At 38.4% G+C, this 16,563-nt stretch carries 18 protein-coding genes; 17 read left to right on the top strand and 1 reads right to left on the bottom strand.

The genetic code is table 11. The features are described from left to right. Positions 1–27 precede the first annotated feature (27 nt). The 13 genes from DCO44_RS14405 (at position 28) to DCO44_RS14345 (ending at position 12,844) form a co-directional block, all read left to right on the top strand. Positions 28–3,570 carry a transglycosylase SLT domain-containing protein gene (locus tag DCO44_RS14405; RefSeq protein WP_116763072.1) on the top strand — a complete coding sequence of 1,181 codons (3,543 nt, stop codon included), beginning with the start codon at positions 28–30 and terminating at the stop codon, positions 3,568–3,570. A gap of 86 nt (positions 3,571–3,656) precedes the next feature. Further along, a complete protein-coding gene (locus DCO44_RS14400; RefSeq protein WP_116763069.1) occupies positions 3,657–4,046 on the top strand; it encodes a hypothetical protein in 390 nt (129 codons plus the stop codon). 62 nt (positions 4,047–4,108) lie between these two features. Beyond that, complete coding sequence (locus DCO44_RS14395) at positions 4,109–5,317, top strand: hypothetical protein (protein WP_116763067.1); 1,209 nt, start codon at positions 4,109–4,111, stop codon at positions 5,315–5,317. Then, positions 5,314–6,231, top strand: coding sequence for a phage BR0599 family protein (locus DCO44_RS14390; protein ID WP_116763065.1), 918 nt, complete (start codon positions 5,314–5,316; stop codon positions 6,229–6,231). The genes DCO44_RS14395 and DCO44_RS14390 overlap by 4 nt, the downstream gene beginning before the upstream one ends. A 10-nt stretch (positions 6,232–6,241) precedes the next feature. Continuing rightward, positions 6,242–6,487 carry a hypothetical protein gene (locus DCO44_RS14385; protein WP_016167355.1) on the top strand — a complete coding sequence of 82 codons (246 nt, stop codon included), beginning with the start codon at positions 6,242–6,244 and terminating at the stop codon, positions 6,485–6,487. Positions 6,488–6,498: 11 nt separating this feature from the next. Next, positions 6,499–6,678 carry a hypothetical protein gene (locus DCO44_RS14380; RefSeq protein WP_228130576.1) on the top strand — a complete coding sequence of 60 codons (180 nt, stop codon included), beginning with the start codon at positions 6,499–6,501 and terminating at the stop codon, positions 6,676–6,678. Then, positions 6,662–9,004 carry a hypothetical protein gene (locus DCO44_RS14375; RefSeq protein ID WP_116763063.1) on the top strand — a complete coding sequence of 781 codons (2,343 nt, stop codon included), beginning with the start codon at positions 6,662–6,664 and terminating at the stop codon, positions 9,002–9,004. Before DCO44_RS14380 ends, DCO44_RS14375 begins: the two co-directional genes overlap by 17 nt. After that, on the top strand, positions 9,001–10,335 hold the full coding sequence (locus DCO44_RS14370; RefSeq protein WP_116763061.1) for a hypothetical protein: 1,335 nt from the start codon (positions 9,001–9,003) through the stop codon (positions 10,333–10,335). Before DCO44_RS14375 ends, DCO44_RS14370 begins: the two co-directional genes overlap by 4 nt. A 67-nt stretch (positions 10,336–10,402) precedes the next feature. After that, positions 10,403–10,795, top strand: a complete 393-nt coding sequence (locus tag DCO44_RS14365) for a hypothetical protein (RefSeq protein ID WP_116763059.1) — start codon at positions 10,403–10,405, stop codon at positions 10,793–10,795. Between the two features lie 57 nt (positions 10,796–10,852). Then, the gene (locus tag DCO44_RS14360; RefSeq protein WP_116763057.1) at positions 10,853–11,398 is read left to right on the top strand and encodes a glycoside hydrolase family 108 protein; all 546 of its coding nucleotides are present in this window, start codon (positions 10,853–10,855) and stop codon (positions 11,396–11,398) included. A 222-nt stretch (positions 11,399–11,620) separates the two neighbouring features. Continuing rightward, complete coding sequence (locus DCO44_RS14355; protein WP_116763055.1) at positions 11,621–11,917, top strand: hypothetical protein; 297 nt, start codon at positions 11,621–11,623, stop codon at positions 11,915–11,917. 2 nt (positions 11,918–11,919) lie between these two features. After that, positions 11,920–12,450: a DUF6714 family protein gene (locus DCO44_RS14350; protein ID WP_116763135.1), complete on the top strand. Its 531-nt coding sequence runs from the start codon at positions 11,920–11,922 to the stop codon at positions 12,448–12,450. Positions 12,451–12,559: 109 nt separating this feature from the next. Then, positions 12,560–12,844 carry a HigA family addiction module antitoxin gene (locus tag DCO44_RS14345; RefSeq protein ID WP_116763053.1) on the top strand — a complete coding sequence of 95 codons (285 nt, stop codon included), beginning with the start codon at positions 12,560–12,562 and terminating at the stop codon, positions 12,842–12,844. Positions 12,845–12,864: 20 nt separating this feature from the next. Here DCO44_RS14345 and DCO44_RS14340 read toward each other — a convergent pair whose 3' ends face one another. Beyond that, positions 12,865–13,086: an excalibur calcium-binding domain-containing protein gene (locus DCO44_RS14340; RefSeq protein ID WP_116763051.1), complete on the bottom strand. Its 222-nt coding sequence runs from the start codon at positions 13,084–13,086 to the stop codon at positions 12,865–12,867. 246 nt (positions 13,087–13,332) lie between these two features. On the opposite strand from DCO44_RS14340, the gene DCO44_RS14335 reads away from it, so the two are divergent. From DCO44_RS14335 to DCO44_RS14320, 4 genes are all read left to right on the top strand, one after another. Further along, positions 13,333–14,148: a hypothetical protein gene (locus tag DCO44_RS14335; protein ID WP_116763049.1), complete on the top strand. Its 816-nt coding sequence runs from the start codon at positions 13,333–13,335 to the stop codon at positions 14,146–14,148. After that, complete coding sequence (locus tag DCO44_RS14330) at positions 14,145–14,642, top strand: type II toxin-antitoxin system VapC family toxin (RefSeq protein ID WP_116763046.1); 498 nt, start codon at positions 14,145–14,147, stop codon at positions 14,640–14,642. The genes DCO44_RS14335 and DCO44_RS14330 overlap by 4 nt, the downstream gene beginning before the upstream one ends. Positions 14,643–14,678: 36 nt before the next feature. After that, a complete protein-coding gene (locus DCO44_RS14325) occupies positions 14,679–16,103 on the top strand; it encodes an AAA family ATPase (protein ID WP_116763044.1) in 1,425 nt (474 codons plus the stop codon). A gap of 9 nt (positions 16,104–16,112) precedes the next feature. Next, on the top strand, positions 16,113–16,563 hold a 451-nt coding region (locus DCO44_RS14320), incomplete at its 3' end, for a hypothetical protein (RefSeq protein ID WP_133243163.1).

Genomic DNA, 16,563 nt, shown 5'->3' with positions numbered 1-16,563 from the left:
GGGTTTTTTATTGCCTGAGGAAAAGTTATGGCAGCAGCTTCACTGGGCAGACTAACCCTGGATTTAGTCGCACGAATTGGTAGTTTTACTGAGCCAATGACAAGAGCGGAACGTCAAGCAAGAAATTCAAGCAATAATATTGCAGACAGTTTTAGCGTTGCAACTGTGGCTGCGACTGCATTAGGCGCGGCTGTCGCAGGAATTTCAGTAGGTGGTTTAGTTGCTTTTGCTAACCAAACGATTCAAACAGGCAGTGATATTAAGAAATTTGCACAATTAGCAAATACTACTTTTAGAGATTTCCAATACTACGCAAAAGGTGCTGAAACCGCAGGTATCTCAATGGAGTCTTTTGCAGACAAAATGAAAGATATGCAGGATCGCATTGGTGATTTTCATCAATCTGGCGGAGGTCCTTTAGCTGACTTTTTTGAGAATATTGCCCCATTGGTTGGTGTAACTATTCAACAGTTCCAAAAGTTATCTGGTCCAGAAGCCTTGCAGCTTTATTATGACTCTCTTAAAAAAGTAGGCGCCACTCAAAATGACATGAAGTTCTACATGGAGGCGATCATTTCTGATTCCTCTTTATTAATTCCTTTGCTAGAAAATGGCGGACAGGGCTTCAAAAAGTGGGGGGATGCTGCTGAACGAGCAAACGCAATTTTGTCGGATGACATGATTCAAAGTCTAGCATTGGCAAAAGAGAATGTTCAGTTATTAAATTTACAATGGGAAGGTTTGCAAGCCACTTTTGTGAATGCTGTAGTACCAGTGGTTCAAACTGTTTCAGACAACATGGATAATGTCAAAGCTGTTGCGCTGGCATTGACAGCAGCTATTGCAACAAAGTTGGTTATTCAGGGTGCAATTCTAGCGGGCACATTTACTATGGCTGCAATTCGTGCCGGAGTAATGGAAGTATCATTGATGGCGCTTCAAGGTAGAGCTACAGGAACTGCGGCCAGCATGGGCATACTTCGTGGGGCAATGGCATTTCTTGGTGGACCAGCTGGTTTAGCTATGCTAGCTGTTCAGGGGATTGCTGCTGGAGCAGCGTTCCTATATATGAAGAAGTCTAGCGATTCTTTGGATCCATCTTTAAGTACACAGGGTAAATCGATAGCTGAATTAACAGCAGAATATGAAAAGCTGGATGCCACTCAGAAGCGTGTACTCACTCGAAAAGCAACTGATGAACTTAATGAGGCTAATAAAGTTTATCGGGAACAAAAGAATGAGCTACTAGGACTTATAGATGCAGTTACGCGCAATTCAAAAGTTTCTGAGAAGGATCGAGGTACCGCTGCGCAACTTTTTGAGCAGTATCGACAAGGTAAAATCAGTTCTAACGAGTTGGCTACTGCTGTAAATAGCTTGGCTACAGTAAGCGATGCTGCGAAATCAAGTATTGATAAAAAGGCAGAGGCTGTTGGTAAAGAGTCAGATACAGTCAGTAATGCCCAATCTACCCTCGATGTGTATAACGGTAAAGTCAAAGAAAATACTAAAACAAATCGAGAAAATGCTAGATCTATTAGCGATCAAGCTAGTGCATTATCACTTTTGACTCAAAGGCAACGAGAGGCATTAAAGGACATTCAGGATCAGGTTGCTAAAGCCAATTATGTTGACGCCAACATGGCTGCTGGATGGAGCCGAGAAAGGGCGGAATATTTTGCTGATTACCGACAAAATGCTGGGTTGAGTTTTACAGGAGCTTCATTATCTGCTCAAGAAATTAAACAAGTTGAGGCAGGCTATAAGCTTCAACAACAAACCAAGGCACGGGAAGAGTCTGAAAAGAAAATTGAAGAATCAAACCGTAAAAAGCTCGAATTAAGCCAAAAGCAGTATTCATTTACTAAAGCAGAACTCCAGATGCTGCAAAAAGTAGCCGAACTTAATGCGAAGCACAATTTGAATGAGATCGGTGCAAAGTATGGCGTTCCAGATAATTTGATAGCTGCTGTTATGGCGCAAGAGTCTAAAGGGGATATTAATGCTAAAAGCCCAACAGGTGCGATAGGACCATTTCAGACAACCAGTATTTTTAGAAAGCAATATGGCTTGTCTGTTGGAGATTCCTACAATGTCCCAAAGGTTGCTGATGCAATTGCGAGAGACTTATCTAAATCTTTTGAGGTTTTTGGTAATTGGCATGGTGCAATTACAGCTGTAAATGCAGGGGTTACAGGAACTAAAAATCTTTTAGCGAAAGGATTTACAGGATCAGCAGCCAAAACCAAAGAAGCTAAGGGATATGCACCTTTGGTTGGTAAATGGCTTGCTGGTTTAAATGGGACAACTGCAAAGGGTTCTAGCATCTTGGATGGGGATGCAGCGGAAAATGTCAAAGCTTGGGGAGATTACTGGGCTGAAGTTGAAGCAATCAAGGCTGAGTCACTGGAGCGTCAAAAGAATGTTGCTAAAACATACTTTACCGAAGAGCAACAACTATCTGCCGATAATGAACAGAAAATCAAAGACATTAAACTGGCGTTTGCAGGTGATCAAACCTCTATTGATAAGTATCTTAAACTGCAAGAGATTGCTTATCAAAAGGATGTTAAGGAATATGAGTCACAGCAAAAACTAAAAGTAATTGCTGACAAAAAAGCCTTGCTTGAAGTTCGCCAAAATTGGATGTCCGCAGCCGATTATGCTCGAGAATATTACGCACTAGTTCGTGAAGAAATTCTGGCTACTGCTGAATATTCGCCTGATATGAAACATGCCTTGATTAAAGAGACAAATTTAAATCAGGGAATGGAACAAAATGCTGAGCGAGAGCAGATTTGGGGGGATTTTCAGTCCATGATGGGCCTTGATAAATCCCCATACCAGCAAGACATGGATTTACTTGCAGAAGCACGTGCACAAATGTTGATTACCGAAGAGGAATTTCAATCTCAACGGTTAAGATTACAGTCTGCATATGGCTCCCAATATGCAGCAGATTTTGCAGGTATGATGATGGGGTTGGTTGATTCATCAAGTTCTGCTTATGCCATTCTTGGCGGTATACAGAAAGGTGCAGCTCTATTTTCAACTGCTATGAATAGTTATGCAGCTATTTCAGCGGCTTGGGCTTCAGCCCCTTTCCCATACAACCTACCTGCTGTGGCTATGGCCACTATGGAAACAGGGCTTTTACAAGCAGCAGTATCTGCACTTAGTCCAACTGGTTATGCAAATGGTGGCTTCACTGGTTATGGTGGTAAGTATGAGCCTGCTGGCATTGTGCACCGTGGCGAAGGTGTCTTGACCCAAGAAGAAATTGCAGCTCTAGGAGGTCCAGCAGGGTTCTTTGCATTACGACAATCTATCAAGAATGGTTTTGCAGATGGTGGATTGGCTCTTGATGCTCCTAAAGTTCTGAACATGCAAAGTTCCAAAATGAATGGTTATCGTGAGCAGGCTAGTCAGTCACAGAAACAAGTCATTGATAACCAATTGCGAGTCATCATGGTTAAAAATGAGGATGAAGCAAAAGAATTTCTATATAGCCCAGACGGTCAGAAAGCCTTTCTTTATCATATGAAACGAACTGGCTATGCGAAACGGTAACCGCCGTTCTAGGCAGTTTTCTATATTAGGGGGATATTGGGTAAACCTATGGCTAGGGAATATAGTTTTTAGTAAGATTCATCTGTTTGAAAATTCATGAAAAAAATAATTTTTTTGAAGAGGGTGAAATGAAACTAAAAGCTATATTTACTACTTTATTAGCATTAACAGCCATGAATACATGGGCTTTGGATTTGGATAATCTAACTCTAGATGATTGTAAAGATAATGCTGATATCTTAGGTTATATGATGACTATCAAATCACAATGTAACCTTGATGAAGAAAGCGCGAACAGCGAAATTGCTGAAGCTATTTTCCAAATGAGCAAACAATGTATAGCCCAATATGGTGAAACCACAATGGGGAATGCAACTCGTGTTGGTATATTCTCAACCAAAAGTGAATTGGAAGAAACTGGCAGAAATGCAACTTGCTTAAGAGCACTGACAGATTATCCAGAACTTTTTGATTAATTTAATACTGTAATTGACCGTCCAAATGGGCGGTTTTTTATGGCCTAAAATTTGAGGACAAAATGAAAATACAAACGTCATATGGCGAGGTGCATGTATTAACAAATTGCCCTCTACTTGAATCTACTGAACGGCTTGAGTTCTTAACTGAAGTTCATGAATCATTTGATGGGAGTGAAGAGCGTAATGCATTGCGAGATGCACCACGGCAGATCCTGAGCTTTAAGTACGTGCAAATGCAGAAAGCCATGGGTGACATGTTCCATATGTTGTATGCCAATTTACGAAACTACTGGGGCATACCTCTGCGACAGGTGAAACGTAGCATTCCTGATATTGCTGAGGATGATTTTATTATCCTGGATACATCAAATACTCAAGCCGACTTAAAAGTCGGTTTCGCTTTTATAGAGAGTCGTGAAGGTGTTCAGGTGGTCGAAATTACCGAGATCGGGCGCTACATCATCATACAAGAAGAAATTCGAGATCCTGAAACAAATGAAGTGATTCAGCCATTAATCACTGAATATCAAGACGGCTTTCGACTTTCAGCAAATATCACGGTAACCAATGCGGTGATGATGCCTTTACGGATCTGCATTATTGATGGCGATGCCTCACTCAATGCAGGCGGTTTTTGGTCCAATGCTTCGGTGGTCTTTCGTGTGATTGCTGAAGATTTGCCCGAGCATGATGGTGATGAACCAACACAGTATTTGGGCGATGACCTGTATTTCAATCCTTTGGTTTTGGATGGTGATTCTTTAGAGATGACCTTGACCCAACATCAAAGTATTGTAGACGGCACGATTGGTGGATTTCAGCAATTTACCCATCATGTAAAGCCGCACTACATGAAGCCATTTAAGTCAGTGCTGAAAGACTGGTCAGAGTTTTATGAATACCGACGTTTTCTGTTTCGACGCATGGGACGTTTAAAACCCTTTTGGATGCCTTTGTATGAAAAGCATCTACATATCACCAATACAGGCACTGTCTATAACGTCCTGAATACCGATACAGCATACTTTTTGGAAGCAGATCGCAAGCACATTGCAGTTAAGATCAATGATGTCTGGACAGCACATACCATTACTGCCAAAACAGCAACGACTTTGACGGTTTCACCCGCTTTGAATGTGCCTGTGGGCAGTATTCAAAAGGTGTGTTATTTAGGTCTACATCGCTTTGATGCGGATCAAATTGAATTCCAATTTCTAGGTGCAGGTAAAACCCAAGTCACCGTACCAATTGTGGTGCTATCTTCATGAAAACACGTGTCGAGCTGTATCAGCTTAAGCATGGCGATAAGACTTGGAATTTCACCAGTGCACGTAAAACTGTGGTCCATAACAGTATTGAATATTTACCAGTTCGTGGCTTACAACGTACTGTGATTGAAGATGAAAGCATTGATAAATGTGATACCGAAGTGACTTTTCCGCAAATGAATTTGCTTAATGCAGATGGGGATGACCTGAAAGCTGTATTCATTAACAAGATATTCTATGGCGGGGTAACGATCACTATCTTAGAGCTTTTGAATAACGAAACACTGGTCTTGCACAAAGGACGTGTAACGCAGCCCAAGTTTGATGAATCTGCAGATACGATGACTTTGGTCTGTGAGACTGGAGAGTCTTACTTAAACCGCAATATTCTAACGCGGAAGTTTCAGGCCACATGCCCAAATTCAATTTATGACCGCTTCTGCGGTCTTTCTTTTGAACAATGGTCCTTTGATGTGACCGTTACTGCGATTAGCGATTTGAACATTTCATTCACAGTCAACCCGACTCAAGTTGTCGATGAGAATGGCGATCCTGTCTTTGAGCAAGTTCCTGTCTTGGATGGTGAGGGTAACCCAGTTCTAGATGGAGAAGGCAATCCGACCTATGAGAATGGTGATCCAGTAATGGAAACCAAAACCTACCCAGATGGCTATTTGTATCTCGGATTATTGGTCAAAGATAGTGTGCACACATTACTGATTACAGGATCAGGTACGGGTGCCAAGTTGTATCGGCAACATATTGGTTTACAAGTCGGTGATGTCGTCCGAGTCGCACCAGGTTGTGATCAGTCTTTGAAAATGTGTCATGAGAAATTTGCCAATAATTTACGGTTTGCTGGACATCCATTTATTCCGAATAGCAACCCAATTTATACGCAATTAATTAAATGAGGAGAGTCAAATGGTTATTGCACCTTGGGTAATTTACGCGATGCTTGCGTTGATGGTGGCCACAGCAGCATATAGCTATTACACCATGCGCAAAATGCAAAAGAAAAATAAGCAAGAGGCTAATCAACTGGATGGAACGATTGCAGATGAAGGAACTTCATTTTCTGACATTGCGGGAAGTCCGCACATGTATGGCAACATGACGCATATTTGGGGGCAACGAACTACGCCAATTAAATCGAAGTCAGGTAAGTGATGAAAATCTATATGTCTGATTTACGCAAAACCCAGATGTGTGCTCGCGGATCGCGGGCATTTTTTTTGTCCAAAGGTTGGGATTGGAAAGACTTTCTAGAAAATGGAATTGATCTCGAAATTGTTGAGCAGACCAATGATGCAATGGCGCAGCAAGTTGTGGAGTATGTAAAAAATGGGCGGGAGCAGTAAGCAAGTCACAGGCTATCAATACTTTGCCAATTTCCTTTTGTTTATTGGTAATCCGATTGAAAAGTTGCTAGGAATTAATTTTGACAAACGCGGATGGGCAATCCCATTACTCGATGATCAGGGTAATCCGCTGGATGTTGGAATGATCAATAAACCAAATTTGTTTGGGGAAAACGAGGGAGGTGTAGCAGGTCAAATCCATGCACGTTATGGCACAGCCAATCCTATGCCAGTCTCTTTTTACACAGATTATCTTGCTGAAAATGACTTACCACCATTGGCTTATCCGTTTCAATCCTACCTTGCATTTGAAGATTTTTATCTGGGTAACTCTGGATATATGAAAGAAATGCTGCTTTGGCCAAAGCGAATTCACATTAAGAATGATTACAGCCCGCAATGGTATGACGCTAAAGCAGAAGTTCCAGATTTAACTAAAATAGTAGATTATAAAAATAACTTTGAAATCAATAATGATATTCTGTATCAGGAATTTACTTATTATTTTTCAGATCTCGAAGATGGGTTTTCTAGAGATGAATTATTTAGGGGATTGCCTTTAGGTGATGGTTCAGGTTCAAACGATGCTCAAGGCAATGTGGATAATTATCAACAGTCAATTCTGAATCGCGTGCAAGGCTCTGGATTTTTACAATTCCAGTTTATCAAAATAACTTATTTGATTATGTATCATACAGTTCAAATGGACACTAATGTTCCGCCTGGACTCGAGATTTTTGAATATACAGAAGAAGATGTAACCAGTGAATATCCAAATACTTTTGGATTTAAAGCAAGACGCGTGACCTATATTTGTCGTTCATCTGCGACTGATATTGGTTTGGATATGCATGGGAAATATGGTTTTGATGGTCGTTTTAAGTTTGATTATGATGTGGTGAATCAACTCAATTTGAGTTATTACGATCGCAATAATATTAAAAATGCATCATTTTCAATTTCTGAAAATGCATCCATCAAAAATATGCAAGGTCGAGTCAATGCTGAGAGTTCAGATTTTCCATATTTTATGAATCAGCGTAATGCTGCAATCGTAGCGCAATGGAAGCTCAAACAATTCACAACACCGTGTTGGAAAGGATCTTTTACGACTGGCCACAATCAGGCGCGTAAGTGGAACCGCTATGACATTGTAAAATTGAATTGGTCCAGAAAAGGCATTGCTGATCTGCCGGTACGGATTATGAGTATTAATCTGGGTGATGGGGTAGACAATACAGTCAGTATTGATTTTGTTGAAGTTGTACCGTTTTCTGATGAATTAACATCTACCGTGGTCATTGATGACAAGATTGATGTAACACCAGTGCCACCACAATCCATTTTATTTAAAGCTTTTGAGTTGTCTTATTTTGAAGCTGTACAAGCTCATGGTCAACGCACAGTAGATGACGAGTTAGCTTTTAATCCAGATTCTGGCTATGTTGCTGTCGTAGCACAACGTTCTCAAAATAACTCATTGAATGCCCAAATGCATACAGATGCTGGCACTGGATATGAAAATTCAGCAGTAATTCAGTACTGTGAAACAGCTCAACTTGATCAATCAATAGACAGCCTTGCATCATCATTCATTGTAAAAAAAGTTGGAGGCTTGGCTTCTGTTCGAATTGGAAGTCAAATCTTTATAAACAATGAAATTATGGTGTTTCAAGGTTTTGATGCAGCATCTAAGTTATTAACAGTAAAGCGCGGTGCGTTGGATACAATCCCGAAAACCCATGCTGATGATAGTGTTTTATTCTTTGCTGATGATTTTGTTGCAGTAGATTCGACTGAGTATGCTGAGGGAGAAGCCATTGATGTAAAAGCATTGAGTACGACACCAAGTGGCATTTTAGATTTATCTGGCTCTGATACTCAAACAGTCACTATACATTCACGTGCTATACGACCATACCCACCAGCAAATGTGAAAATTAATGCTCAATATTTCCCAATAGAAATTGAGACGGATCTAATTTTGACATGGGTGGACCGAAATCGATCACAACAAACAGGTGGTGAAATTCTTGGTTGGTTTGAGAGTGGAGTTGCGATAGAGGCGAATACACAGACCTATTTAACCTTGATTGAGTTAGATGAAGCCAATCTGGTTCTTGCAAGTAATGTCGTCAATGTAACAGGGTCGAGAAGTTATACACTGCCAATGTCCTCAATGCAGCCAGCCACGAGATCAGTGCAAATTGTTTTAAAAACAACGAGAGAGGGATATGACTGTTTGATGCCAATACAACATACGGTTGAAATCGCCACGTTCTTTAGTGCGCCTTACAATATTTCAGCAACAGTGAGCATAGTATGAATGTTGCAATAAATTATACATACGCCATTGATGGTTTAACCCATGGCGCGAACTATTACAGATCATTAACACCCATGAATACTGCTGCCATGCCGGCAGCAGTAACAACTGGGATTACAGGAAATTCTTATCAAGATACTTCAGCCGAAACAAATAAGACCTATTACGTAAGATTTGGGTCATATCGCAATAGCATTGAAAAAATCAGTGATGAGTATGTTGTTGATACAACAACAGGACTTTGGTATGGCGCTGTAAAGGTTGTATTTGATATATCTAATGCAGCTAGAAAATATAATTCATTAACCAGTATTGCTTCAACATCTTCGATGGGGGCTACATTAAGTGACACTGTGAAATGGCTTGGTGGGGTATTAGCCCCAAATGGAAAGATATATTGTATTCCTGCGAATGCTACAGATATCTTAATCATTGACCCTGTAGCTGGAACGGCAACACGTTCTGCAATGGGCGCATCTTTGAGTGGAGCAAATAAATGGTATGGTGGTGTTTTAGCCCCAAATGGGAAGATTTATTGTATTCCATATAATGCAACAGACATTCTAATCATTGACCCTGTAGCTGGAACGGCAACACGTTCTGCAATGGGCGCATCTTTGAGTGGAGCAAATAAATGGTATGGCGGTGTTTTAGCCCCAAATGGAAAGATTTATGCTGTTCCGCGAGATTCTGCCGATATCTTGATTATTGACCCTGTTGCTGGAACGGCAACACGTTCCGCAATGGGTACAACATTAAGTGACACTGCGAAATGGATTGGCGGGGTATTGGCTCCGAATGGGAAAATCTACGGAATACCTCTGAGCTCATCAAACATCTTGATTATTGACCCTGTTGCTGGAACGGCAACACGTTCCGCAATGGGTGCAACATTAAGTGACACCGCGAAATGGTTTTGTGGAGTATTGGCTCCGAATGGGAAAATCTATGGAATCCCATATAATTCTACGGATTTCTTGATCATTGATCCTGTCGTGGATACAGCAACAAGATCAGCTATGAGCGCATCTTTGAGTGATTCTGGAAAATGGCATGGCGGTGTTTTAGCCCCAGATGGGAAGATTTATTGCATTCCTGCGAATGCTACAGATATTCTTGTTATTAATACCAATACTGGCGTTGCAACTCGGTCAACACTTGGTGCTACTTTAAGTGGAACATCAAAATGGGTTGGAGGGGTTATGGCTTTAAATGGAGGTATTTACGGTATTCCTCACAACTCAACATACATCTTAAAAATTGAGCAAGACTTAAGTGTACCTAGTTTAGATCATAAAGTAGCTTTATCGCCGCATTTAAATAAATTGTAAAGTTTGAAATCAAAGTAGTGAGTGCCGCGTTAAGCGGTTTTTTTATGTCAAAAATTTGGGGAAATATATGGAGCCTGTCTCTACAAGTAGTTTTGGATTAACAGCACTTTTAAAATTTTATGGTGCGGCAATTATGGTGACTTTAGCTGTGGCTTTGGTCGCTGCAGTGGTTTTGATGACGCGTATGCCACGCTCACCACAAGAATGGGCTGTCGGCTTAATTTGCACAGTGGTCTCCAGTCTAGCAGGTGGATCATTCATCATTGTTAAATTTTCCCTACATTCATGGGTGACTGACATTTGGGGGATGATTACTCTCGGTGGCTTCTTCTTTGTATGTGGATTACCTGGTTGGGCGATTGTGCGCTGGATTTTCAATTACATCGACAAACAGGAAGGAAAGACCATTATAGAAGTCATGAAAGAGCTGAAGAAATCTAAAGACAACCTGACGAAATAACATTAATTCAACCAATGCCGCCTTAGAGCGGTTTTTTATTGCCTATAGGAAAGTGAAATGAACATCGAACAGTTTTTAAATGAATTGATCCAGCGCGAAGGTGGTTACGTGAATGATCCGACTGATCGTGGTGGTGCGACCAAATACGGCATTACTGAAGCGGTTGCACGCGCCAATGGCTACAAAGGTCACATGAAGGATTTACCAGTTGACGTGGCCAAGGCCATCTATAAAAAACAATACTGGACTTTGCCTCGCTTCGATCAGGTAAATATTATCAACTCAAAAGTAGCTGAAGAGTTGCTGGATACAGGCGTGAACTGTGGCGTTGCCTTTGCAAAGTCATTATTGCAGCGAGCACTTAATTTGCTGAATAACCAAGGCAAGGAAGGTTGGCAAGATTTAGCGGTTGATGGGGTGTATGGTCCAGCAACTTTATCAGCTTTAAAAACTTACTTGGCTAAGCGTGGTAAAGATGGTGAGACCGCTTTATTGCGGGTACTTAATATCTTGCAAGGCAATCGTTACATTGAAATTGCTGAACGAAATCCAAGTCAAGAAAAGTACTTTTATGGATGGGTTTTGAACCGGGTGGTGATCTGAAAGCCAGGACATGATTAGTCGTTCTGTATGCAGTATTTTTTTTTAGGTGTAAATGATCAAGCCAAGTAAGTTTAGAAAACTACTGGTTTGATCTTAATAAAACTAAAGTAAAACACCAAAGTTAGTAAAAAAATTTAATAGTTAATTGTAAATTTAAAAAATTATAGAATTAATACATGTATTTAATTATATTCATCATTCAAATAATAACTTGTGTATTACATGAAAAAGATAATTTTATTAGCAATAATGCTAGGGTTAGCTGGGTGTTGGGAGAATGGTTCATCTGATGTCACTTCAACCACAAACAATCAAAGTACAGAACTAACATCAAATAACATTCAACAAGCATCTGCTCGATCAATATCAACATATTCAATGACTGTACCGTTTGATGGATGGCATTTATTTAACCCAAATGCAAGAATTCAGGAAAATGCTTGCTGGTCACCTGTTGATCCAAACCATCTTATAGAACTAAACAATAATCGAAATGCCCTAAGCCGATGCGAAAATTAATTATGAAAGTAAATATCAAAGAGCTTCTTGAAGAGATTTTCCCTCCTTTCCCATTAGGGGATAACCGCTCTCTACTTGAGTGTGATTTTTATGATACACATTATGGATATTTTGAACAAATTGATGATGACTACATATCTGCAATAGGAGTGTCTACAGAAGACTTGATTCTTGAATATAACTTTGACTGGCCTGAATTTTATTTAAAAATTGGATTAGAAGCGGCTTGTTCACGTAGCAGACCGCATGAAGGGATCAAAACATGGAAAGATGTAAGTTATGAATACTTGTATTACTTTGGGCAAAACTGTAGTTATTTAAGCTCAGAGGGCTTTAAATTCTTTTTACCTGCTGCATTCTATTATTTTCTATCAACTGATGAAAATAAAACTTACATGGACTCGTTCGTTTTTAGGTTGAACTCACAATGGGAAAAAGATCAACACGTTTTTGACGATGACCAAAAAAAATTTATTATTGAATTTGTAATAGATCACTATAAAGGATATGTATCCTGGATACCTGAACTTTAATAAAACTACCGCCCAAAATCCACACCCCGATCTTGATTAGATTGGGGTATTCATTTCTTTTTTCCATTCTTTCATTTGAGAGCTATTGATACAGCGCAGGAGTACTAAAATGAATATGATGTTCAATGCACCACATCCTGGTGAAATGTTACGGGAATACCTTGGTGAAACTCCTGTGACGGAGGCAGCTCAAGCACTAGGCGTTACTCGTGCAAATCTTTCTCGTATTTTGAATGGCCATACAGGTATTTCCGCAGATATGGCAATTCGTTTAAGCGAGGCTTTGGAAACTTCTCCAGAGTTTTGGTTGAATTTGCAGATGCAGTATGATTTATGGATGGCAAGCCAACGTCAGCGACCAGTTATAAAGAAACTGGTTCAGAATTTTGCATAAATAAAGCGCCGTGTGGTGCTTTATCTTTTCTTCTTCGGGCACTTCTTACCATTTCCACCTGGCAAGCAATCACATGCTTGACCATCGCCGTCACGGTCTAGGCTTTTCCAGCCAGTTTGTCCTGACTTTTTACGTTGTTCATACCATTTCTGTGCTTGCTGCTGAGTAGAAAAGTCAGCGCATTTTTTTGCATGAACCTGGATGGAAGCGAACCCCAAAACTAAAATAAGTAAAAATTTCATAAATTATTTTAAAGTCAGAATATTAGCCGAAGTCTAGCAACACTCAGCTTAATAGCTCAATGAATCTAGTTAAAAAGTCGTATAAAAGTCAGTTTAGTTGACAAATCTTTGAATTAGCCAGATTTTTTGGTTGACAAATCACGGTTTTAGCCATAAAAAGTGAACTTGAATTGAAATGTAAGTTTTCTTTCAATTGTTCTATAAGTTGAACATAATATAATCAACATGACTTTAAAATAATTTGTAATGTCAAAAGTGGGTAAAAAGGGCAAAGCTGCCCAACAGAGTCTTGATCTATTCGATCCAGCTGTTCAACAAGAACAAGCTGGCGATCTCGATTTTGTATTGAAAATCCATGACGGGCATTTGCATGATTTAGAAATTTCTAGTGTCTCAAATTTACTATCTGCTCTAGGTCAAATAGTTGGTATTAAGCAGGCCTCTTTCAAAACTATTAAAGAAGGCTCAACAACCATTGCGGTGACTATACCGAATGACCTCAGACAAGCAGCTATTTTAAATGTCACCAAAGATACAGCTGCAAAACATAGGCAGATTGCCCGCATTCAAAAAGAATTAGGTAAGTACGGATATCATCGTGCTGAAATTTCATATGGCAATATAAAAGATGATGAAGTTTATGAGCCTAAAGAAATTCTATATGTAGTTCCTGAACTAGAGACTGAAGAAACCTTCATTCAAGAAGAGTCTTTGGATGGACGTTTAACTCGCTTGCAAATTGGGCGTGATACGTCAGATCACATCACCATTATTTTAAAAAATGGTGTGGAAGTTCCAGCGCAGTGCTCTAAGAAATTATTAGAAGAATTAAAGCCATACTTTAATACTGATACAAATTTAAGATTTGAAGGGGAAGCCTCTTATTTATCGAAATCTAATTCTTATCAATTAACGCTTAAAAAATACATCATCAGTAAGTTCCATGTCATTGAAGATGTCAGCTTAGAAGAGTGGATTGATGACTTTAGAGCAAAAGGTGCATCGAATTGGTCTACACACGATGACCCGATAGCTGAGTGGTTGAAGGAGCGACAAGATTGATTATCTTAGATACAAATGCCTTAATTACATTATTAACTAAAGATAAAGATGAGGCGGAATATAAGAACCTTGTTGTTTTCCTCAATCAAGGAAAAAACTTTTCAATGGCTTTGCCGATGCCAGCAATTTCTGAGTTTATTGCAGGTGATGACAATGAAGCACGTTCTTTAAGTTTGCTTAAACCAAACTCTAAGTTTAAAAATTTGGATTTTGATGCAAAAGCAGCGTTAAGCGCTGCTAAAGTTTATCGTGAATATCGTAACTTGCCAAAGAATAGAAAGTCTCAAGATCCACGTCAAAAAGTTAAAGTTGATATTCAAATTATTGGGATCGCACTTGCTAATAATGCCACAGCCATTATTTCTCATGATCAAGGGCTCCAAACAGTTGTAAAAGAGCTTGGTTTGGCTTTGGCTGTCTATGATTATATGGATAATAACTACTTTGAACAGATGGCAAGTGTAATTGTGACTGAAAGTCAACAAGTTCAATAAACTCAAATTCTATAAATAATATCAGGTTGATTTTCTATGTTTGAAAAGCTTTCTATAAAAAATTTTAAAAGTATTTCTGACTGGCAGGACTTGAGGTTAGCGCCAATAACTTTAATATATGGTCCTAATTCATCAGGTAAATCATCTTTAATTCAGGCTCTACTCATGTTACAGCAGACAATGATTAAGCCAAATAGGAATGGTGGTTTAGTTGCGAATGGAGAAAACATAAAGCTTGGAAGCTTTCCTGTTATAGTTAATAGACATAATATAAATGAAGATATTGAAATTAAATTAAATTATTTTATTGAAAGTAATAGTAAAAAAAATAAAGATAAATATTATAGATCGTTTGAATTTTCTTACGGTTATTGTAATGGGTCGGACTATAATTTTTCCTTTTTAAGGAAGTACAAATATGAATTTGATTTAGAGTTTAGTAATAAGAAAAAAAGAGTTTCAAGTAGTTTTGTTTCTAATCTAGATTCTTTGAATATAAATAAGTTAAAGAAAACAGAAGCAATAGATGAGTCATTTTCCTTTAAATATAACGGGGATTATTTTTACGATGATTTTATTAACAAGAGATTAGAGAAATCTATAACAGATAAGGCTATTTTTAGAAAAATGCTTACTCTGCCTACTTATAAAAGTACACTGAATTTTTCTGTGCCATCTTCAAGTGAAATTGTTTTTAATTTAGCTCCAAATGCAAGTTTTCAAATACATCAAGATCAACTGCAAGTAACTCCAATAATTAATAATATAATTGTTAATATTGCTATTGATTTAAAGTCGAAATTGGAAAAAATTTCATATATTGGGCCACTAAGAAAGAGAATAGAAAAAACTTACATTGTTGATAATGATTTTGAGTCAAGTGTTGGAGTTGATGGAAGTAAGATAGGGTATTTTTTATATGCACAAGAAGATACTCTTTTAAATGAAATAAATAATTATTTTAAACAGTATGAGATACCGTATGAAATTTTAATAAATAAATTAGGGGATGATTCAACAGGCCCCATAATATCAATATTATTACGAGATATTAGAACTGATACAGTTGTTGGTCCTTCAGATGTGGGAGTTGGAATTAGTCAAATCTTACCAATTATTATTGAGGGAACAATTAGGAAAAATTCTATTATTTGTGTTGAACAACCAGAAATTCATTTACATCCAAAACTACAAGCAGACTTAGCCGAATTTTTTGTTGATACATGTAAAAATAATCAGTGGATTATCGAAACGCATAGTGAAGCCTTAATGTTGCGTCTTCAAAAATTATTACGCATGAAAGATGAAAGAATTAAACCTAATGATATATCAATTGTTTACGTTAATCCAACTTCAAATGGTTCAAAGCTTCATCATATTAGATTAGACGAAAATGGTAATTTTAGAGATGAATGGCCAGCTGGGTTTTTTGACGAACGTATTGATGAAATTTTTGGGTAATATATTATAATGTTAGTTAAGTTTACTTTAGATAAAGATTGTTTTTCATCTGAAGCATTAAATGATGAGTTAAATACAAATAGTCATTTAGTTTTGGAAGAGTATTGGTCTAAATATGGTGTATTAATATATCCGGAAAAATTCAATAAATTAGAATTTTTAAAAGGGTTGAAATGTGCTAAGGATAAGCAAAAATGGTCTTTGAAGTTGAATGGTAATTTATTTAGATCTTTTGAACTATGTGAAAATTGGGAAAGCATGGAGGAGCAAAACAAGAAAGACCCGAGATATAAAGATTTACTGGATTATGAGGAGTATTTCCAAGCTTTAATTGTTGATGAAACTAACTATTTAGAAGCTAAATCACTTGAAGAAGTTTCTAGAAGAAATAGGGATTTGGAAATTTTAGCTCCAGGAATGGGGGGTGATTCTAATAAATTAAAAGCTGTTAAAGATAAGG

It is taken from the genome of Acinetobacter sp. AM (assembly GCF_003105055.1).
GTDB lineage: Bacteria > Pseudomonadota > Gammaproteobacteria > Pseudomonadales > Moraxellaceae > Acinetobacter > Acinetobacter tibetensis.
This window is presented reverse-complemented; position numbering and strand designations above follow the sequence as displayed.